This is a genomic window from Kitasatospora sp. NPDC056181, from assembly GCF_042266225.1.
Taxonomy (GTDB): domain Bacteria; phylum Actinomycetota; class Actinomycetes; order Streptomycetales; family Streptomycetaceae; genus Kitasatospora.
Genome location: NZ_JBHJUK010000004.1, coordinates 16,570 through 35,341, shown reverse-complemented (window position 1 = coordinate 35,341; position 18,772 = coordinate 16,570). Strand labels below are relative to the sequence as shown.

16 protein-coding genes are annotated in these 18,772 nt (G+C 75.5%); 10 read left to right on the top strand and 6 right to left on the bottom strand.

Features of this window, described 5'->3' with window-relative positions:
- Window positions 1-217 precede the first annotated feature (217 nt).
- Window positions 218-1,555, bottom strand: coding sequence for an alpha/beta family hydrolase (locus ACFC1F_RS03155; protein ID WP_376155263.1), 1,338 nt, complete (start codon window positions 1,553-1,555; stop codon window positions 218-220).
- Between the two features lie 161 nt (window positions 1,556-1,716).
- On the opposite strand from ACFC1F_RS03155, the gene ACFC1F_RS03150 reads away from it, so the two are divergent.
- The 6 genes from ACFC1F_RS03150 (at window position 1,717) to ACFC1F_RS03125 (ending at window position 5,507) form a co-directional block, all read left to right on the top strand.
- Window positions 1,717-2,910, top strand: coding sequence for a hypothetical protein (locus ACFC1F_RS03150; protein ID WP_376155261.1), 1,194 nt, complete (start codon window positions 1,717-1,719; stop codon window positions 2,908-2,910).
- Between the two features lie 138 nt (window positions 2,911-3,048).
- Complete coding sequence (locus tag ACFC1F_RS03145; RefSeq protein WP_376155260.1) at window positions 3,049-3,495, top strand: hypothetical protein; 447 nt, start codon at window positions 3,049-3,051, stop codon at window positions 3,493-3,495.
- On the top strand, window positions 3,492-3,902 hold the full coding sequence (locus ACFC1F_RS03140; RefSeq protein ID WP_376155258.1) for a hypothetical protein: 411 nt from the start codon (window positions 3,492-3,494) through the stop codon (window positions 3,900-3,902). Before ACFC1F_RS03145 ends, ACFC1F_RS03140 begins: the two co-directional genes overlap by 4 nt.
- Before the next feature lie 259 nt (window positions 3,903-4,161).
- The gene (locus ACFC1F_RS03135) at window positions 4,162-4,917 is read left to right on the top strand and encodes a cupin domain-containing protein (protein WP_376155256.1); all 756 of its coding nucleotides are present in this window, start codon (window positions 4,162-4,164) and stop codon (window positions 4,915-4,917) included.
- Window positions 4,914-5,132, top strand: coding sequence for a hypothetical protein (locus ACFC1F_RS03130; protein WP_376155255.1), 219 nt, complete (start codon window positions 4,914-4,916; stop codon window positions 5,130-5,132). Before ACFC1F_RS03135 ends, ACFC1F_RS03130 begins: the two co-directional genes overlap by 4 nt.
- Window positions 5,133-5,300: 168 nt before the next feature.
- Window positions 5,301-5,507: a hypothetical protein gene (locus ACFC1F_RS03125; RefSeq protein WP_209409520.1), complete on the top strand. Its 207-nt coding sequence runs from the start codon at window positions 5,301-5,303 to the stop codon at window positions 5,505-5,507.
- Between the two features lie 135 nt (window positions 5,508-5,642).
- Here ACFC1F_RS03125 and ACFC1F_RS03120 read toward each other — a convergent pair whose 3' ends face one another.
- Entirely contained in the window at window positions 5,643-7,892 is a 2,250-nt protein-coding gene (locus ACFC1F_RS03120; RefSeq protein WP_376155253.1) for an ATP-binding protein, read from the bottom strand.
- A 462-nt stretch (window positions 7,893-8,354) separates the two neighbouring features.
- Between ACFC1F_RS03120 and ACFC1F_RS03115 the strand changes: the two genes are divergently transcribed.
- The 3 genes from ACFC1F_RS03115 (at window position 8,355) to ACFC1F_RS03105 (ending at window position 12,998) form a co-directional block, all read left to right on the top strand.
- Window positions 8,355-8,987, top strand: a complete 633-nt coding sequence (locus ACFC1F_RS03115) for a response regulator transcription factor (RefSeq protein ID WP_209410031.1) — start codon at window positions 8,355-8,357, stop codon at window positions 8,985-8,987.
- 89 nt (window positions 8,988-9,076) lie between these two features.
- The gene (locus tag ACFC1F_RS03110; protein ID WP_376155251.1) at window positions 9,077-11,446 is read left to right on the top strand and encodes a histidine kinase; all 2,370 of its coding nucleotides are present in this window, start codon (window positions 9,077-9,079) and stop codon (window positions 11,444-11,446) included.
- A 226-nt stretch (window positions 11,447-11,672) separates the two neighbouring features.
- The gene (locus ACFC1F_RS03105) at window positions 11,673-12,998 is read left to right on the top strand and encodes a M28 family metallopeptidase (protein ID WP_376155400.1); all 1,326 of its coding nucleotides are present in this window, start codon (window positions 11,673-11,675) and stop codon (window positions 12,996-12,998) included.
- A 101-nt stretch (window positions 12,999-13,099) separates the two neighbouring features.
- On the opposite strand, the gene ACFC1F_RS03100 is transcribed toward ACFC1F_RS03105, so the two are convergent.
- The gene (locus ACFC1F_RS03100) at window positions 13,100-14,800 is read right to left on the bottom strand and encodes an acyl-CoA dehydrogenase family protein (RefSeq protein ID WP_376155250.1); all 1,701 of its coding nucleotides are present in this window, start codon (window positions 14,798-14,800) and stop codon (window positions 13,100-13,102) included.
- A 90-nt stretch (window positions 14,801-14,890) separates the two neighbouring features.
- Complete coding sequence (locus tag ACFC1F_RS03095; RefSeq protein WP_376155248.1) at window positions 14,891-15,481, bottom strand: PadR family transcriptional regulator; 591 nt, start codon at window positions 15,479-15,481, stop codon at window positions 14,891-14,893.
- Window positions 15,482-15,677: 196 nt separating this feature from the next.
- On the opposite strand from ACFC1F_RS03095, the gene ACFC1F_RS03090 reads away from it, so the two are divergent.
- On the top strand, window positions 15,678-16,148 hold the full coding sequence (locus tag ACFC1F_RS03090; protein ID WP_241002461.1) for an SPW repeat protein: 471 nt from the start codon (window positions 15,678-15,680) through the stop codon (window positions 16,146-16,148).
- Window positions 16,149-16,264: 116 nt separating this feature from the next.
- Here ACFC1F_RS03090 and ACFC1F_RS03085 read toward each other — a convergent pair whose 3' ends face one another.
- Together ACFC1F_RS03085 and ACFC1F_RS03080 are read right to left on the bottom strand one after the other, a co-directional pair.
- Window positions 16,265-17,659: a class II fumarate hydratase gene (locus ACFC1F_RS03085; RefSeq protein WP_376155246.1), complete on the bottom strand. Its 1,395-nt coding sequence runs from the start codon at window positions 17,657-17,659 to the stop codon at window positions 16,265-16,267.
- A gap of 312 nt (window positions 17,660-17,971) precedes the next feature.
- Entirely contained in the window at window positions 17,972-18,691 is a 720-nt protein-coding gene (locus ACFC1F_RS03080) for a carbon-nitrogen hydrolase family protein (protein ID WP_376155245.1), read from the bottom strand.
- Window positions 18,692-18,772: the final 81 nt, after the last annotated feature.

Below are 18,772 nucleotides of genomic sequence, written 5' to 3'. Positions count from 1 at the left end.
CCGCGTAGGGTGGGCGCGGTACGGCTGAGCGGAGAGCTTGCTCCTGTCGGGGTGGTTGGGCAACAGGTCGCTTTTTCACTGTTCAATGTGTACAAGCTGATCAGGAAATCCCGGGTTCGGCTGGGCAGAATGTGCTGCCGATCGGGGCTGCTGCGGAAAACCTGCCCGCACCTCCCGTCCGCTCCGTCGGCCGGTCCCGTCAGCCCCGCCGGCCCCGTCAGGCCGGGTCGCCGGGCGGCCCCGGCGGGTCGGCCGGAAGGCGGCCCAGGAACCAGTCACGGGCCAGCTCCGCGGCCTGGTCCAGCGTGCCCGGCTCCTCGAACAGGTGGCCGGCGTGCGGGACCACCGCCAGTACACTCTCGCAGCGCAGCCGGGACTGCGCCTGCCGGTTCAGCTCGATCACCACGGTGTCCCGGCCCCCCACCACCAGCAGCGTCGGCGCGGTGACCGCGGCCAGTCGCTCGGGGCCGGCGAGGTCCGGCCGCCCGCCCCGGGAGACCACGGCGCGCACGCCCTCGCCCATCCGGGCGGCCGTCCAGAGCGCCGCGGCGGCGCCGGTGCTGGCGCCGAAGAGGCCGAGCGGGAGGTCCCGGGTCTCCTCCTGGTCCGCCAGCCGCCCGGCGACGGCCGTCAGCCGGGTGCCGAGCAGGTCGACGTCGAAGACCTTGCGCCGGTCCGGCTCCTCGGCCTCGGTGAGCAGGTCGAACAGCAGCGTCGCCAGGCCCGCGCGGTTCAGGTGGGCGGCCACGTGACGGTTGCGCGGGCTGTGGCGGCTGCTGCCGCTGCCGTGCGCGAACACCACCACGCCCGCCGCCCGCACCGGGACGGTCAGCCGGCCCGCCAGCAGCACGCCGGCGGCCGGCACGGTGAGCTCGCGGTCCACCTCGGCCGGCGCGTGGGGCTGCTCGCCGCGGGCCGCGGCGAGCAGCCGCAGCACCTCGTCGTCACCGGTCTGCGAGAAGTCGCGGTAGAACTCGCCGATCGCGAAGAACGGCGACGGCGTACTCACGCAGACCAGTTCGTCGGCGACGTCGGAGAGCCGGTCGGTCCAGTCCCGGGGCGCCACCGGGACGGCCAGCACGACCCGGGCCGCGCCCCTGGCCTTGACGATCCGGCAGGCCGCCCGGGCCGTGGAGCCGGTCGCGACGCCGTCGTCGACCACGACCACGGTGCGTCCGCGCAGGTCGGCGGGCGGGCGGTCGCCCCGGTAACGGCGGGCCCGACGCTCCAGCTCGGCGCGCTCCGCCCGCTCCACCTCGGCGAGCTGCCCGGCGCCGACCCCGGCGACGCGCATCACCTGGTCGTTCAGCACCCTGACGCCGTCCTCGCCGATCGCGCCCATCCCCAGCTCCGGCTGGTAGGGCACGCCCAGCTTGCGGATCACGCAGATGTCGAGCGGGGCGCCGAGCGCGGCCGCCACCTCGGCTGCCACCGGCACGCCGCCGCGCGGGAGGGCGACGACGACGGTGCCGGGCCCGCGCAGGTGGCCCAGGCGGGCGGCCAGCCGGCGGCCCGCGTCGGTGCGGTCGGTGAAGTTGGTCCCGGTGACGTGCATGGCGCGGCCTCCGAGTTCCACCGTACGTCGGCGGGGCGGGCGTGGGGGGGCGCCCGGCGGGGCCGTCCCGGGACCGACCGGGACGGGAGCGGCGGCTCAGGCGCCCGGGGCGTCGGGCGGCCCATGGTCGAGGCCGGAGACCCGGCTGGAGGAGGACCACGATGGGCCGCACCGGTGAACTCGACCGCCGCATCCAGGCCGGACCCGCGAACTTCGCCCTGCTCGTGCGCCGCGGCGAAGCCTCCTGGGCGGAGTTCGCCGACCGGATCGCCGGATTCGGGGGCGACCGCTTCGTCCTGGTGGCCGACGCCGCCGCTCCCGCCGACGTGCTCGCCCGGGTCCGTGCCGTCGCCGCGGCGATCGCGCCGTGCACCGTGCTCACACGGCCCGGCCCGCCTCCCGCCCGGCCTCCCGCCCGGCCGACCGCCGACGGCCGCACCGTGGTGATCGCGCTCGGCGGCGAACGGGCCTGCGGTGTCCCGGCCGACATCCGTCTGCCGACCACCCTCGCGGCCGCGTGCGGCCCGGCCCTGACCCTGCTGCGCCCGCCCCCGGACGCAGCCCGCGCACCCGCCCGGACCGCACCCGCCCGGACCGCACCCGCCCGGACCGCACTCGCCCGGACCGCACCCGCCCGGACCGCACCCGCCCGGACCGCACCCGCCCGGACCGCGCCCGCGCTGGTCTGGGTCCGCAGCGACCTGCTGGCCGGACGACCCGCCCCCGAGACCCGGGCGGGCATGGTCGAGGTCGTCCGGCACGTCCTCGCCGTCTGCCCGGCACAGTTCGCGGCGCTCGCCAGAACCCTTCGCCCGGACGCCCGTTACACCCCGGAGACCCTCGCCGCCTGCCTCGTCCTCTGTGCGGACGCCAGGGCCGCGCTGGTCTGCTTCGACCCGTTCGAGACCGGACCGGCCCTCGCGCTCGGCTACGGGCGCCGCCTCGGCGAGGCCGTCCGCAGCACCGTGGCCACCGCCTCCGGCGTGGCGCTCGCACCGGGCGACGCCGACGCCCTGGGGCTGATCCTCGCCGCCCGCATCGCGGCCGGCCTCGGACTGCTGGACGGCGCCGGGGCGTGGGCCCACAACGAGCTGCTGGCCCGCAACGGCTCGGCGACCGCTCTGCCCGCGCCTCCCGCCGGGGCCGACGCCCGGGACCTGGCCGCGGCCCTCACCACCGCGGCCGGGCCCGGCCTGCTGCTGCTCGCCGGCCTCGGGCGCCCGCACTGCGCAGGCGGCCGCCTGCTCACCCCGGTCGACGCCGCCGCGCTCCTGGCGGCCGTCGGGGGACCGGGCCGGACCGTCGTTCCGCACAGCCGCGGCCTCGCCCCGGACTGCCTGTCGGCCGCCGGATGACCCGGCGGACGGGGCTCGGGCGGCGGGCGGGAACAGGACGGGACCGGCTCCCCGTGCGGCCGGGACGGCGGGCGCCACACCGTGGACAGCAGAGGCGGACCGGCACGGACCGCCGGACACCAGAAGGGAGTTCACGTCATGACGGGCACCGTCATCACGGACCTCCGCCGCCGCGGCGCCGTCGACCCGGGCCGCGTCCTGACCGGCCCGCTGCGCGTGGTCGGCCTCCAGTGGCTCGACCCGGGCCGCAGGACCGAGGTGGCCGCCGAAGCCGTTGAACACGCCCTCTACATCACCGCCGGCTCGGGCACGGCGACCGTCCCGGACGCCGACGGACAGGCGGGCCCGGATGCCGCCGTCCCGCTCGTCGAGGGCACCGCGTTGACCCTGCCGCTCGGCGCCCGGACGGTCCTGACCGCCGGCACCGCGGGCCTGGAGTACTTCCACGCCGTCCTCGCCGTCGCCGGCCGCCCGCCCGGCCACCGGGCCACCACCGGCTCGGCGGGCCGCGAGGACCCGGCGGGCCCGGACCACCCCCACCACCCGGACCACCCCGAAAGCCCGAAGGGAGGCGAGCCCAGGTGATCGTCACCACCGCCTCGGCCGCCGCCGCCGTCATCCTCGGCCCGCACGGCGAACGGATCCGGCTGCGCTGCCTGGCCCGCCGTTCGATGCTCGCCAGCGCCTGCGAGTCCTTCGACCACCTGCGGCTGAGCCCGGGAGCCCACCACGTGCTGCCGGGACAGACCGAGACCGAGAACGTCCTCTACGTGCTGCGCGGCTCCCTCCTGGTCGGCCGGTCCCCCGACGAGCCGGCCCACTTGGCCGTCGGCGGGGACCTGCTGCTGGCCCGCCGGGGGACCCCGCTGCACCTGGACGCCGGACCGCTCGGCGCCGAGCTGCTCGGCCTCGCCCTCACCGCACCCCGCCGCGCCTCGGCGACCAGGGACGCCCTGGCGCTCCGCCGCGCCGAACGACGGACCAGGCCGTGAACGCCGTCACCGCCCCCGGGCCGGCCCGCACCACGATCGCCCTGCACTTCGAGGCCCGGCGCGGGGTGCTCCCCGGGCGACGGCCGCGGTGCCACCCGCCGCGGCCCCACGCGCAGCGGACCACGCACCACCGGGGACCACCGCAGCGCCACACCACCGCACCCCGGACCACCGGAGTTCACCGCACCACCGGCGGACTCCACACCACCGGCGGACACCGGAGCGCCGGTGAACACCGAACCCCGCAAGGAGGAACGACGTGATCCTCGTCCCCGCGGCCGTCCCCCGGACGGCCCCCGCGTTCCGCCGGCTGATCGACCCGCGCCGCCTGCCGTCCGCCCTCGGCGGGCTGACCGTCGAGACCCTGCCGCCCGGCGTCCGCGTCGGGCAACCGCCCTCCCCGGCCGGCGAGTCGGTGACCGTGGTGCTCTCCGGCCGGGTCCGCTCGGCCGGCCGGGTCCTCGGCCCCGGCGAAGGCCTCTACCACCCGCCGGGCAGCGACTGCGGACTCGTCGTGCTGCCCGGCGCCCCGGCCGTCGTCCTGACCGTCCGGGCAGGCACGTCGGCCGGCCCACCGCCCGCGCCCGCCCCGTCGGCGGTGCCGCTCGCGGCCCCGCCACGACGGACCGGCCCGCTGGAAGGGGAGGACGGCCCGGCCGCCGGAGGTCCGGCCGGGACGGCCGTGCACTGGCTCGCCACCGCGGAGACGGTGGGCGCCCGGCAGGTCGCCGTCGCGGCCTCCGGGTTCGCCCCCGGCGGCAGCCACGAACTGCACCGGCACCCGCACGCGGACCAGTTCTTCCTCGTCCTCGCGGGCGGTGGCCGGCACCTCGCCGCGACCCGCGAGGTCGCGGTCCGCCCGGGTGACCTGGTGTACGTCCCGGCGGGGGAGTGGCACGGCTTCCGGGCCGGCCCGGGGCATCCGACCACCGCCGTGTTCGGCCACCTGGGCGCGGCGAGTCCGGCCCGGGCCGGCTACCAGGTCCGGTCGGCCGCGGAGGAGGCGTTGCGATGAACGCGCCCGGAACCGTCACCGGCCGGAGCGCGCTGCCGGTCGCGGTCGCGGTCGTCACCGGCGCCGACGACGACCGCGACCGGGCCGCGGTCATCGCGCCGGCCCACGCCGGCCGGCGCCGGGGCGGGCGGATCGTCAACGTCACCACGCCCGACGAACGCACCGCCGCCGACCGGCCGTTCACGCCCGGCGGCCCCTGGAACAGCAGTCGCTGATCCCGCCCCGGCCTGCACGGACGCCCGCCGTCCCGGCTTCGGACCCGCACCCTGGGACCGGAACGGGACGGCGGGCCCATGTGCCCGGGGCGGGCCCCCGCGCACAGTGGTGGAAGAGCGGCCGGCCCGCCCGGTCGCGCGGAAGACGAAGAGTCTGGAGCACCACCCATGGCAACGAACACCGCGAGGAAAACGCTCGGCGTCACGTCGGTCGTGGTCGTCGGCTGCGCAGCGGCGACCTTCGTACTCAAGAACTCCGTCGTCAGCGCAACGGCCAGGTCCTGCCGGACGCAGGAGTCGACGGCGAGGAGGCCGGCGCGGCCCGTCGTGAGGAACAGGAAGTGCAAGGCCGGTGAGAAAGACTGCAAGGGCTGAGCCCTCCCGCCGCCCTTCCCCGGAGTTCCTCGCCGGGACCTTCCCCCCGACCTCCGACCCCCGACCCCCACTCCCTACCCCCGATCCCGCCCCCGGCGCCGCGAGCGCCGGGGGCGGTCGTCGCGCGGTGGGCGGTCAGCCGCCGGGGGCCTCCCGCCGGGCCCCGTCCGCCCCGCCCGCCGACGGGAAGCGTGGCAGCACCGCCAGCACCCGCGTCCCGTGCTCCCCCGCCCGGGGCGCCACCGTGCACCTGCCGCCGATCTCCGCCGCGCGGTCGGCCATCGACCGGAGGCCGACCCCGCCGCCCGCCCACCCGGACGTCCCGCCCGTGCTCTCCGCGGCCTCCTCCGGCGGGCGCCCCGCCCCGGTCGCCTCCCCCACCCCCACCCCGTCGTCCTGCACGGTCAGCGTGAGCGTCTCCGCGTCCACCCGGACGGACACCTGGGCGCGCCGGGCGCGGGCGTGGCGCAGGACGTTGTTCAGCGCCTCGGCGGTGATCCGGTAGGCGGCCACCTCGACGGCGGCCGGCAGGTCCGGCAGCGGGTCCGGGGCCATCGAGGCGGTGACGGTGAGCGCGGCGCCGCTGAAGTTGGCGGCGAGCTGCTGGACGGCCCGCGCGAGCCCGAACTCGCCGAGCGGGGCCGGACCGAGCCGGTCGGTGATCCGCCGGACCTCCTTGATCGCCATCGCGAGGTCCCCCGAGATCCCGTGCAGGGTCTCCGCAAGGCCCGCGCCGGGGCCGCTCCCGGGGACGGCGCTCCCGGCGGCTTCCGAGGCGGTCCCCGAGGCCGCTCCCGAGGCGGCGTTGTCCACCCGCAGCCGCAGCCCCGCCAGCGCGGGCCCGAGGCCGTCGTGGATGTCCCGGCGCAGCCAGCGCCGCTCCTCCTCCCGCGCCGCGACGATCTGCTCCCGGCTCGCCTGGAGGTCCTCCCGCAGTTGCAGCGAGGCGACCGCGGGCGAGACCTGGTCGGCAAGCGAGCGCAGGATGTCGATGTCGCCCGGGTCCAGCCGCTCCTCGCCCTCGCGCGGCGCGACCGTCAGCTCCCCGATCACCGTGCCGTGGTGGACCAGCGCGAAGTCCTGCCCGGGCCCGTCCAGCCGGCCGACGGCGGCCAGCCGGCGCCGCCCGGCCCGGGTGGTGACGCTCAGTGCGACCCCGGGCAGCCGCAGCTCCTCGGCGACCGTGGCGCAGAGCGCCGCCGGCAGCCGCTCGGGGTCGACGGTCTGCCGGACCTGCCCGGCCAGGGTGCGCAGCACCTGGTACGGCTGGGCGCGGTCGCCGTAGTAGAGGCGGTCGACCAGTCCGACCGCCCACCGGGCGGCCCGGGGCAGGCAGCCGCCCAGCCCGAACACCAGGGCGATCAGCACCAGCGCCGCCCCGCCCCGGCCCGGTACCAGCCAGCCGGAGAGCACGGCGGCGAACACCACGAACACCGTGGTCAGCCCGGTGGCCAGGAGCAGCCCGGTCAGCACGGACCGGGCCGCCCGGTCGAGCCGCCAGCCGCCGTCCCGGATCACCAGGTACGCCACGGCGACCGCCCAGACCGCCCCGGCGGCGGTGAAGAGCGAGTAGCTGAGCCAGTACTCGTACTGGAAGCGGCGGTTGTAGTAGTCCTGCATGCCCGCCCAGAGCAGGTACGCGCCGAGCATCGCCGCCACGTGCATCCGGTGCGCCGGGTGCGGCGCGGGCCCGTCCGGGGGGCCGTCCGGCGCCGGCCGCAGCAGCCGGAACAGCAGTACGCCGGCCGAGAACCCGACGAGCAGGTAGTTCACCGGGTCGTAGAGGCCGTCCAGGTGGTCCGAGAGCGCCCCGAAGAAGACGGCGGGCGGGCTGTCGGCGAGCGGGTTGGGGTGACCGTAGGAGGTCGCGTGACCGAGGAACGACATGCCGTCCGGGATCTCCCAGAGCGCGACGGCGCCGACGTAGAGCCACCACCGGCGCGTGGTGAGCCGCCCGGAGGGGAGCCAGAGCGGCAGCACGTAGAAGAGCGTCTGGCTGATGGTGTCGCAGACCGAGCGCAGCACCGCGAGCGCGCCCACCAGCCCCGGGTCGGAGACCTCCACCCAGAGCGCCGCGCCGGCCGCGCTGGGCAGCATCGAGGTGAGGGCGTAGACCAGCATGACCCACCCGAGCGGGCTGCCCGGGCGGTGCGCGTGCAGCAGCATGCCGGCGCCGGCGGTGGGCAGTGCGTAGAGCAGGATGGCGAGCTGGTCCCGGGGGCGGTCGACGCCCGGTTCGCCGAGGTGCACCAGGACGTAGCAGATCCAGAGCGTGGCGACGGCGAGACAGAACGCCGTACAGACCGCGGCGGCGGTCAGCTGCCGCTGGGCCGCAGTCCGGCGGGGCGTGGGCCGGGCGGACGCGCGGGGTCGGGCAGAGGTCACCGTGATCATGGCACCGCCTTGCAACGGGCTGGGGTGTGTGGTCCGCCGACGGCCGTTCGCCGGGCATAGACGACAGTCTCGTCGGCCCGCCGTCCCGGGCGCATGAGGCAGCGGTCTCGTCCCGGGGGTCGGTGGTCCGGACGGACCGGGCGACACTCCGAGCATGTCACGGAAAGTCACTCGGTCATCGCTGGTAGTGTCGGCCATGTGGACCAACAGCACCCCGCAGCCCAGCCCGCTCCGCCCCCGGCCCCCGGCCCCTGGGACGCGTCGCAGGGCGCCCCGCGGTACGGCCCCGGTGCCGGGCCCGCCGACTCCCCCGCCGGTTCGGCCGACGCCGGCCGGCGGGACGGGCTGCCCGCGGAGCGCGACGGCCGTCCGGCCGGCGGGACGGACGGGGAGCGGACCGGGGAGGACGCGACGGGCGCCGAACGGGACGCCGACGCGGCACCCGTCCGGGTCCTGATCGTCGACGACCACCCGCTGTTCCGCGAGGGCCTGAAGGCCGCGCTGCAGAGCGCCGAGGGCATCGCCGTGGTCGCCGAGGCCGAGCGGGCCGGGGCGGTGCCGGACGCGGTCGCCCGGTACCGCCCGGACGTGGTGGTCATGGACCTCTCGCTGCCGGACGGCTCCGGGCTGGAGGCCGCCCGCCGGCTGGCCGCCCAGCCGCCGGCCCCGCCGGTGCTGATGCTCACCATGGCCGACGACGACGGGAGCCTGCTGGCCGCCCTCCAGGCCGGTGCGCGCGGCTACCTGGTCAAGGGCGCCGGCCGGGAGGAGGTGCTGCACGCCGTGCGGACGGTCGCGGCGGGCGGCGCGGTGTTCGGTGCGGACGTGGCCGGCCGGATCACCTCGCTGCTGGCCGGCGCCCGGCTGCGCGAAGCCGGACAGCTGTTCCCGTCCCTGACCGCCCGCGAGGCCGAGGTGCTGGACCTGGTCGCGCGGGGGCTCGACAACCGGCGGATCGCCCGCGAGCTGGTGGTGGCGGAGAAGACGGTCCGCAACCACGTGACCCACATCTTCGAGAAGCTGCACGTGGCGACCCGCGCCGAGGCGGTCGCCCGGGCCCGGGACATGGGCCTCGGCGACACCTGACCCGGCCCGGACGCCGCCGCCGACGGAGCCCGGAAGCCCCGCGGGCCCCGCACGGAGGCGCCCACGGGGAGGCCAACAGGGAGGCCCACATGCGTGAACCGGCCGCGGCCACCACCGTCCGGGCCACCGCCCTCCGGCCGGGGCGGACCGGCCTGACCCCGGCCTCCTGGGTGTGCGGGCTGACGCTGGTCTGCGGCCTCGGCTGGGTGCTGCTGGCCCTGACCCACCAGCACGCCGCCTGGGCCGAGCCGTTCTTCCTGCACGACGGCGAGACGGTGCTGCTCGGGTTCGCCTTCGCGCTCTCCGGCCTGCTGATCCTCGCCCACCGTCCGGGCCCCGGGGGCGAACCGGCCCCTGCCACCCAGGCCCCTGCCACCCCAGCCCCTGCCACCCAGGCCCAGCGCCCCACGGCCCGCCGCCCCACGCGCCGCCGCGCCGTCGACGCCGCGGCATCCGACGCGGTGACGTCCGGCGCCGCGACGTCCGCCCCCGGAGCGGCCCGCGCCGCCCCCGAGGGCCCCCGCCCCCGCCCCGCCGGCCGCAGCCTCGGCGTGACGATGCTCGCCGCCGGACTCGGCGGCTGCCTCTCCCGGTTCTACCTGCTGGCCGCCGCATCGGCCGGCGCCGGACCGGTGCCTGAGGCGGTCGGTGCGGCGCTGCTGCTCGTCTCGGTCACCCTGTTCATCTTCCTGGCCCTCGCCCTGCCGCTCTGGCTGCCCGAGGGCCGGCTGCCCGGAGGCCCGGGACGCCTCCTCGTCGCCGCGATCGCGCTCTGGAGCGCCTGCCACGCCTGCGTGGTGCGGCTCGGCGTGCCGCTGCCGTACTTCGGGGACGTGCTGGTCCCCCAGGGCGAGGGGCTGCCGCTGGACGAGTGGCGGGTCACCCTGGTCTCCTGGGCGGTCGTCACGGGCAGTCTGCTGGTGGCCGCCGTGCGGTGGCGGCGCTCGGCCAGCCCGCACCGGACGGTCACCGCGGTGCTCGTCCCCTACCTGGTCTGGCTGGTCACCACCAACCTCGCCCTGCGGATGGGCACTTCGGAGAGCCTCGGCGCGGTCGCCTACTTCACCGGATCGGCGATCTGGATGCTCGGCGCCGTCGGCTACGCCTTCACCCGCGACCGCTCCCACTACCTCGACCGCGCCACCCGCCGGATGCTCAGCGTGCTCGCCCTCACCGCGCTGCTGATCGCCGGCTACCTGGGCATCGCCCTGGTGCTGCGCCGCGTGCTGCCCGAGGCCAGCACCGCCGGTGCCCAGCTGCTGGCGGCCGGCGCGCTCGCCATCGGCGCACTGCTGGGCCCGACCACCCGGTGGGTGCTCCGGGCCGTCGACCGGTTCTACTACGGTGACCGGGCCCGCCCCTACCAGGTGGTGCGCGAGCTCGCGGAACGGCTCAGCCGCGCCGTCAGCCCGGCCGACGCGCCGCCGCTGCTCTGCGACACCGTCGTCAACGCCCTCGGCCTGCCGGGAGCCCGGGTCGTCCTGCACACCCGCAACGGCCCGCACGAACTCGCCTCGGTCGGCACGGTCGGGCCCGGCAGCCAGGTGTTCCCGCTCGGGTTCGAGGGCGCGGTGATCGGCGACCTGTACGCGCCGCCGCGCGCCGGCCAGCCCGCGCTGGACGCTCAGGACCACGAGGTGCTGCGCTTCCTCGCCGACCAGGCCGCGCCCGCCATCGCCTCGCTGCGCCTGTACGAGGAACTCCAGGCCGGGCGGCGGCAGGTCGTGCTCGCCCGGGAGGAGGAGCGCCGACGGCTGCGGCACGACCTGCACGACGGGCTCGGCCCCACCCTCTCCGGGTTGCGGCTCGGCGTCGACACCGCGCGTGCGGGCGTCCCCGCGGACTCCCCGGCGGCCGCGTCGCTGCGCGCCGTGTCGGCCGGGATCGGGCAGGCGATCGTCGAACTGCGGCGGATCACCGAGGGGTTGGCGCCTGCGGCACTGGCCGGCGACGGGCTGGCGGGTGCGCTGCGGAGGCTGGTCGCCGGGCTGGACGGCGACCACGTCCGGCTCGCCCTGGTGCTCGACCCGGACCCGCCGCCCGCGCTGCCGGCCGCCGTCGAGGTGGCGGTGCTGCGGATCAGCGGCGAGGCGCTGAACAACGTGCTGCGCCACTCCGGCGCCACCGAGGCGAGGTTGACGCTGCGGGTGCGGCCGGACGCGGTCGTGGTCGAGGCCAGTGACGACGGCCGTGGCTTCGACGGTGCCGGCGCCGACGCCGTCGCCGACCCCGCAGGGGCCGGGGCGTGGCCCGGCCCGGCGGACGGCCGCCGGGCGGGCTCCGGTCTCGGTCTGCGCTCGATGGCCGAGCGGGCCGAGGAGTTGGGCGGACGGTTCACGGCCGTCAACCACGACGGCGGCGCACTCGTCCGGGCGGTGCTGCCGCGGACGCAGGCCGGGCCCGGGGCGGGTGCGTCGGGCGAGCGGGCGGCCGTGCGAGGCGGTCCGGCCGGCGGCTGACGGCTGTTGACGGCTGTTGCCCCGACCCCTTGACGGAACCCGGGCTTGGCTAAATCATCATGGTCGCGTCAACTTCGCGGGCGCGCCCTCGATCCATGCCCGACCACCGACCGGACCCCTACTCCGGCCGGCCCTCCGACCACCGTCCGCGAGGTTCCACGCTTCCGTTCTGCCCCACCAGAAACCGGAGCCTCCCTTGACCGAGCACGCCTCGCGGCGATCCCGCCTGCGCCGATCCGCCCTGTCGACCGGGGCGGTCGTCACGCTCGCCGCCGCCCTGTTCGCCCCCGCCGCAGTCGCGGCCCCCGCAGCACCCCCCGCCGCGCCCGCCGCCGTCACGGCCGCCACCGCGGCCCCGGACATCCCGGTCGCCAACGTCAAGGCGCACCTGGCCCAGCTCCAGTCGATAGCCACCGCCAACGGCGGCAACCGCGCCCACGGGCGGTCCGGCTACAAGGCCTCGATCGACTACGTGAAGGGCAAGTTGGACGCCGCGGGCTTCACCACCACGCTGCAGACGTTCAGTTACAACGGCTCGACCGGCTACAACCTGGTCGCCGACTGGCCCGGTGGTGACACCTCGCACGTCGTGATGGCCGGCGCCCACCTGGACTCCGTCACCGGCGGCCCCGGCATCAACGACAACGGCTCCGGCTCGGCCGGCATCCTGGAGACCGCCCTCGCCGTCTCCCGCGCCGGTCTCAAGCCCGCCAAGCACCTGCGGTTCGGCTGGTGGGGCGCCGAGGAGTACGGCATGGTCGGCTCGACGAACTACGTCAAGAGCCTTCCCGCCGCCGAGCGTTCGAAGATCGACACCTATCTGAACTTCGACATGATCGGCTCGCCCAACCCGGGCTACTTCACCTACCGCTACGACACCGCGCTGGACGCGCTGTTCCGCGACTACTTCGCGGGCCTCGGCATCAGCACCGAGCAGGACTTCGAGGGCGACGGCCGTTCCGACCACGCCCCGTTCCAGGACGCGGGCATCCGGGTCGGCGGCCTGTTCAGCGGCGCCGACTACACCAAGACCAGTGCCCAGGCGGCGAAGTGGGGCGGGACGGCGGGCCAGCCGTTCGACCGCTGCTACCACTCCTCCTGCGACACCAGCGCCAACATCAACGACACCGCGCTGGACCGGATGAGCGACGCGATCGCCTACGCGGTCTGGACGCTCTCGGCCGGCGACACCACGCCGCCCACCGGCACCGTCTTCGAGAACACCGCCGACGTGCAGATCCCCGACTACGGCGCCGCGGTGACCTCGGACCTGGCCGTGACCGGACGGACCGGCAACGCGCCCGCCGCCCTCCAGGTCGGCGTCGACATCAAGCACACCTGGCGCGGCGACCTGGTGATCGACCTGGTCGCGCCGAACGGCACCACCTTCCGGCTGAAGAACTCCAGCGGCAGCGACTCGGCGCCCAACGTCCAGACCACCTACACGGTCAACGCCTCCGCGGTGCCCGCCAACGGCACCTGGAAGCTGAAGGTCCAGGACGTGGGCCGGCAGGACACCGGCTACATCGACAGCTGGAAGCTCACCTTCTGACGAGCCCTCCGGGGGTCGCAAGAGGCGAAGGGGTGCCGGCCGCCGCCGGCACCCCCGCTCACGGGGCCGTCAGGGCCCCGGTCCGTCACCCGCTGCGGCCGCTACGGCTGCATCTCGTACGCGCCGCTGAGCGCCTCGACCCGGGCCCACACCTTCGCCGCCCGCTCGCCGTCCGCGACCGGGCGGCGGACGTGCGCCAGCGCCCAGGCGGCCTGCGCCTCGGTCGTGGAGGCCTTGCCGTGCAGCTCGGTGGCGTGCGCGGAGAAGTCCCGCACCAGGGCGTCGAAGACCTGGTCCAGGACGTCCGCCTCCAGGCCGGTCAACTCGGCCTGCTCCAGCACCAGCTGGCCGTAGACGACCAGCGCGAACAGCTGGCCGATCTCCAGCAGGAAGTCGAGGTCGGCCTGCTGCTCCGCGCTCGGCGCGTGCTTGACCAGCAGCTCGCAGAACCCGTCGGCCTGCTCGCGGAACCGGGCGACGTTCGGGATGTGCGCGTGGGCGTCGTAGGCGGTGCGCCAGTCGTGGAACCGGATCGCGCCGAGACCGCGCGCCGGGCCCTGCCGGAACAGGAACTCGTCGTCCGCGGCGTCCAGCCGGGTCGGCACCGGCGCGTACTCGGCCGGGTTGAAGAGGTAGTTGGCCATGAACTTGAGGATCAGCGCCAGGTTGACGTGGACGGTGCCCTCCAGCTTCGGCAGGCCGCGGATGTCCTTCGCCGCCTTGTCGAAGTAGGTGTCCGCCTCGAAGCCCTTGGCCGCGATGACGTCCCACATCAGGTCGATGACCTTCTCGCCCTCCGTGGTGACCTTCATCTTGGTCATCGGGTTGAAGAGCAGGTAACGACGGTCCTCGGGCGAGGCGGTGCGGAAGTAGTCGACCGCGCGGTCGGCGAACAGCTTCATCGCCACCAGGCGGGCGTAGGCGTCGGTCAGCTCGCGCCGCACGTGCGGGAAGTCGGTGACCTTCTTGCCGTAGAGCACCCGGTTGTGGGCGTGCGTGACGGCCTCGTACATCGCGTGCTCGCAGATGCCGACGGACGCCGTGCAGAGGTTGAACTTGCCGACGTTGACGGTGTTCAGCGCGGCGTCGAAGGCGGCCTTGCCGGTGTGCAGCACGTCCTCGGCGCGCACCGGGTAGTCCTCCAGCCGGAACTCGCTGACGTACATCTGGGCGTTCACGACGTTCTTGACCAGGTGGTACGCCTCGTGGCGGCTGTCGGCGGCGAAGAAGACGTAGCCCTCCGGGCCCTCGACGTCCGAGCGGCGGCCGAACACCGAGACCAGGCCGGCGACGTTGCCGTTGCCGATGTAGTACTTGGAGCCGGTGGCGGTGAAGCCGCCCTCGCCGTCCGGGGTGAGGATCATGTCCGTCGAGTAGATGTCGGCGCCGTGGCTGCGCTCGGAGAGCCCGAACGCCATCACGTGACCCTCCGACAGCAGCTGGGCGGCACGGGCCCGGACGGCCTCGTTCTCGCTCTGCCAGACCGGGCCGAGGCCGAGGATGGTGACCTGCCAGGTGTACCAGTAGCCGAGGCCGTAGAAGCCGAGGATCTCGTTCAGCTCGGCGATCCGGGCGGTGTCCCAGCGCTTGGCCGGGTCGGCCGAGGACGGGGTCAGGAACTCGGCGAACAGGCCTTCCTTCGCGGCGAACTCGAGGAAGTCGGAGTACCAGGTGCGGTCGACGTAGGTGTCGATCAGCGCCTTCTTGCCGCGGGACTCGAACCAGTCCACGGTCGCGCGCAGCAGTCGGCGGGTGGGCTCGTCGAACTGCGCGGGGTCGTACGTACGCGGGTTGAAGAGCATCACGGGCTCCCGGGGGTCGAGGGTTTCGAGGGTGGCGTGGGGTGCGTGGGGTTCGGGTCGGCGGTGCGGGCGGCGCGGGTGGCGCGGCGCCTACGGCCGGTGGTCGGCCGGGTCGGCGGCGTCGGCCGGGATCGTCCCGCCGCCGGCGAGGCGGTGCAGGGTGGCGAGCACGTCGTCCAGCCAGGCGAGGGTCATCCGCTCGTACTCGATGCCGCCGCGCAGCACCACGTGCTGGAGCTGTTGGCGGGGGTCGAGGGCGTCGGGGGCCGGGAAGTCGCGCTGCTCGCCGTGCAGGTAACGGGCGAGCAGGGCCGCGTGGCCCTCGCGGTGGCGTTCGACCTCGGCGATCAGCGCGGCCGGGTCGTCGAAGGCCGCCGCGCGGATCTTGACCGCGAGTTCGTGCCGGACGGTCTCCGGCTCGACCGGTTCGCGCAGCCAGCCGGCCAGGGCGGTGCGTCCCGGCTCCGCGGCCGAGTACACCTTCTTGTCCGGCCGGCCGTCCTGGGCGACCTCCTCGGCCGAGATCCAGCCGTCCGCCTCCATCCGCCGCAGCACCCGGTAGATCTGCTGGTGGGTGGCGGTCCAGAAGCGGCCGATGGAGCGGTCGAACCGCCGGGCCAGCTCGTAGCCCGAGCCGGGCTGCTCCAGCAGCGAGACGAGGATCGCGTGCTCCAGTGCCATGACCGGCATCCTGCTATGCAACGAGTTGCATACACAAGGGTGCCCCGCCAGGGTGAGACGCAGCTCACCGATCCGCCGCCGCAGGGATGGGGCGGGCAGGGTAGCCGCCCGGGCGAAAAGGTGCAAAACGGCAGATCGGAGCCAGAATGGTACTGGGCTAGCGCCCTCCATGTGCCGGACCTAGGAGGTGGTATCGGTGTCTACCCAGATTCCGATGGGCATGGAGCACCATCCGGACATCGTCCAACTGAGGGAGCAGTACGAGCGGGCCACGCTGACCCCGCAGGCCCAGGGCGTCGAGGCCCTGGCCGTTCTGGCCGGTCTCTTCCTGGCGGCCTCGCCATGGATCGTCGGCTTCACCGCCTTCAGCACACTGACCGTGACGTGCCTCATCGTCGGCCTCGCCTACTGCCTGCTGATGGCGGGGTACGGCTCGGCGTACGAGCGCACCCACGCACGGGCCTGGGCCGCGACCCTGCTCGGCGCGTGGACGATCATCTCGCCCTGGGTGGTGTCCGGTGAGGTGGACCGTGGCAAGAACATCGTCACCTGCATGATCACGGGTGCCGTGATGTTCCTGCTGGGGCTCGCCGCGATCTCGATGGCCACCATGACGGCGAACGGAGCGTCGATGAGGCGCGGCCGGGCAGGCCGTGCGAAGGGCTGACATCCCGGGTAGTCCGAACCGGGGCGCGGAGCGGCGAGGCCGCCGTCCGCGCCCCGGCGCGTGCCCCGGGCACCGTCCGCCACCCGCGGCGCCGGGGGCGGTGTGATCCGCCGGCCCTACGGCCGGGTCATCCGCAGCACGTCCAGCGCCTCGTCCAACTGCTCCTCGGTGAGCAGGCCCTGCGCCAGGTAGCCGCGCTCCAGCACCACCTGGCGGATCGTCTTCCGCTCGGCCAGCGCCTGCTTGGCGACCTTGGCGGCCTCCTCGTAGCCGATGTACCGGTTCAGCGGGGTGACCACCGAGGGCGAGGACTCCGCGTACTCGCGGGCCCGTTCGACGTTGGCGGTGATGCCGTCCACCGTCCGGTCGGCCAGCAACCGGGCGCTGTTGGCGAGCAGTCGGACCGACTCCAGCACGTTGCGGGCGATCACCGGGAGCATCACGTTCAGCTCGAAGTTGCCGCTCGCGCCGGCCACCGTGACCGTCGCGTCGTTGCCGATCACCTGCGCCGAGACCATCAGCACGACCTCGGGCAGCACCGGGTTCACCTTGCCGGGCATGATCGACGAACCCGGCTGGAGGTCCGGCAGGTTGATCTCGCCGAGACCGGTGCGCGGGCCGGAGCCCATCCACCGCAGGTCGTTGGCGATCTTGGTGAAGCCGACCGCCACGGTGCGCAGCTGGCCGCTCAGCTCGACCAGGCCGTCCCGCGCGCCCTGCGCCTCGAAGTGGTCGCGGGCCTCGGTCAGCGGCAGGTCGGTGGCCCGGGCCACCTCCTCGATCACGGCCGCGGCGAACCCGGGCGGGGTGTTGATGCCGGTGCCCACCGCGGTGCCGCCGAGCGGCAGTTCGGCGACCCGTGGCAGCGTCGCCAGGAGCCGCTCCCGCCCGTGCCTGACCTGAGCCGCGTAACCGGCGAACTCCTGGCCGAGGGTGACCGGCGTGGCGTCCATCAGGTGCGTCCGGCCGGACTTCACGACCTTCGCGAACTCCGCCGCCTTGCGCTCCAGCGCCTCCGCGAGGTGTTCCAGCGCGGGGATCAGGTCGTTGGTGACGGCGGCGGTGGCGGCGATGTGGATCGAGGACGGGAACACGTCGTTCGAGGACTGGCTCGCGTTGACGTGGTCGTTCGGGTGGACGGGCCGGCCCAGTCGCTCCGAGGCCAGCGTCGCGATCACCTCGTTGGTGTTCATGTTGGACGAGGTGCCGGAGCCGGTCTGGAACACGTCCACCGGGAACTCGGCGTCCCAGCGTCCCTCGGCGACCTCCTCGGCGGCGGACACGACCGCCCTCGCCGTCTCGTCGTCCAGCACCCCGAGCCGGGCGTTCACCCGGGCGGCGGCCGCCTTGATCCGGGCCAGCGCCGCGATGTGAGCGCGCTCCAGCCGCTGGCCGGACACCGGGAAGTTCTCCACCGCCCGCTGTGTCTGCGCCTGCCACTTCGCCGCGGCCGGCACCCGGACCTCGCCCATCGAGTCGTGCTCGGTCCGGTACTCCTGCTCGTCGCCCATCGCGCGCTGCACCTCCTGGCCGGCCCCGGGGGCGGCCCTGGTCTCGGTCGTGCCGTCGGTACCCGGCGCCGGGTACCGGAACCGGTATCGGCACCGGTGTCCGATCACGACAGCCGCGCGGGGGCCCCGGGTATTTCCGCCCGGGCGCCCGGGACGACTCCACGGCTCACGGCCGCGTGGGTCATGGCTGCGTGGGTCATGGCTCCGGGGCTACGGCACTGCGGGTGCACGGCTCCGGGGCTCTCGGCTCCGCGGGTCCACGGCTCTGCGGGTCCGCGGTAGGCCGGAGCCGTGGCCCGCGGTGCGACGGCGCTACGGGAGCGCGTGGCGGACCACCGCGCCCGGCTCGGCGCCGGCCTGGGCGACGAGCGTGCCGCCCGGCGCCCAGAACCCCGAGCCGCCCGAGGTCCGCGGGTACTCGCCGCTCGCCCCGGCCGACGTCGACAGCACGCCCCACACCCCGTGCGCGGCGGTCCGGTCGCGGACCTGGCTGTCGCGCCGGGCGAGGGCCACCGGGTCGTCGCCGTAGAGGGTGGAGGCGACGTACGCGTCGATGCCGAGTGCGGCCAGCTGCTCGGCGTGCTCCGGGAAGGCGGCGTCCGCACAGATCGCCAGGCCCAGTCGGCGGCCGTCCAGTTCCAGCACCGCCGGCCTGTCGCCGGGGGTGAAGCGGTCCCCCTCGGGTCCGTGCAGCCGGATCTTGCGGCAGACGACCCGGACGCCCTCGCCGGTGACGGCGAGCGTGGCGATGTACTCGCGGCCGTCCGCCTCGCGCACCGGCGCGCCGGCCAGGGCGACCGTGCCGGTCCCGGCGCAGGCCTCGACCAGCGGCGCGAGCCGCGCGTCGGAGGGGTCCAGGGCGGGCGCGGCGAGGTCGTAGCCGGTCAGCGAGAACTCGGGGAAGACCACCAGCCGGGCGCCGGCCTCCCGGACCACGGCGACGTGCCGTGCGACGTTGGCGGCCACGGTCTCCGGCCGGGAGGCCTCGGCGCAGACGGGCTGGGCGACGGCGACGGTCAGGGACGCGGGCACGGCGGGGCCTCCGGAGGTGATCGGGGGAGCGGCCAGGGGGCGATCGGGCGACGGCGATCACGATCAACCTAGGGCCCGGTC

Bases quoted from the DNA above. Each gene is read 5' to 3' on its own strand.
- ACFC1F_RS03155 (WP_376155263.1), bottom strand. From the start codon at position 1,555: ATGCACGTCACCGGGACCAACTTCACCGACCGCACCGACGCGGGCCGC.
- ACFC1F_RS03145 (WP_376155260.1), top strand. From the start codon at position 3,049: ATGACGGGCACCGTCATCACGGACCTCCGCCGCCGCGGCGCCGTCGAC.
- ACFC1F_RS03095 (WP_376155248.1), bottom strand. From the start codon at position 15,481: ATGGCACTGGAGCACGCGATCCTCGTCTCGCTGCTGGAGCAGCCCGGC.
- ACFC1F_RS03125 (WP_209409520.1), top strand. From the start codon at position 5,301: ATGGCAACGAACACCGCGAGGAAAACGCTCGGCGTCACGTCGGTCGTG.
- ACFC1F_RS03100 (WP_376155250.1), bottom strand. From the start codon at position 14,800: ATGCTCTTCAACCCGCGTACGTACGACCCCGCGCAGTTCGACGAGCCC.
- ACFC1F_RS03150 (WP_376155261.1), top strand. From the start codon at position 1,717: ATGGGCCGCACCGGTGAACTCGACCGCCGCATCCAGGCCGGACCCGCG.
- ACFC1F_RS03130 (WP_376155255.1), top strand. From the start codon at position 4,914: ATGAACGCGCCCGGAACCGTCACCGGCCGGAGCGCGCTGCCGGTCGCG.
- ACFC1F_RS03110 (WP_376155251.1), top strand. From the start codon at position 9,077: ATGCGTGAACCGGCCGCGGCCACCACCGTCCGGGCCACCGCCCTCCGG.
- ACFC1F_RS03085 (WP_376155246.1), bottom strand. From the start codon at position 17,659: ATGGGCGACGAGCAGGAGTACCGGACCGAGCACGACTCGATGGGCGAG.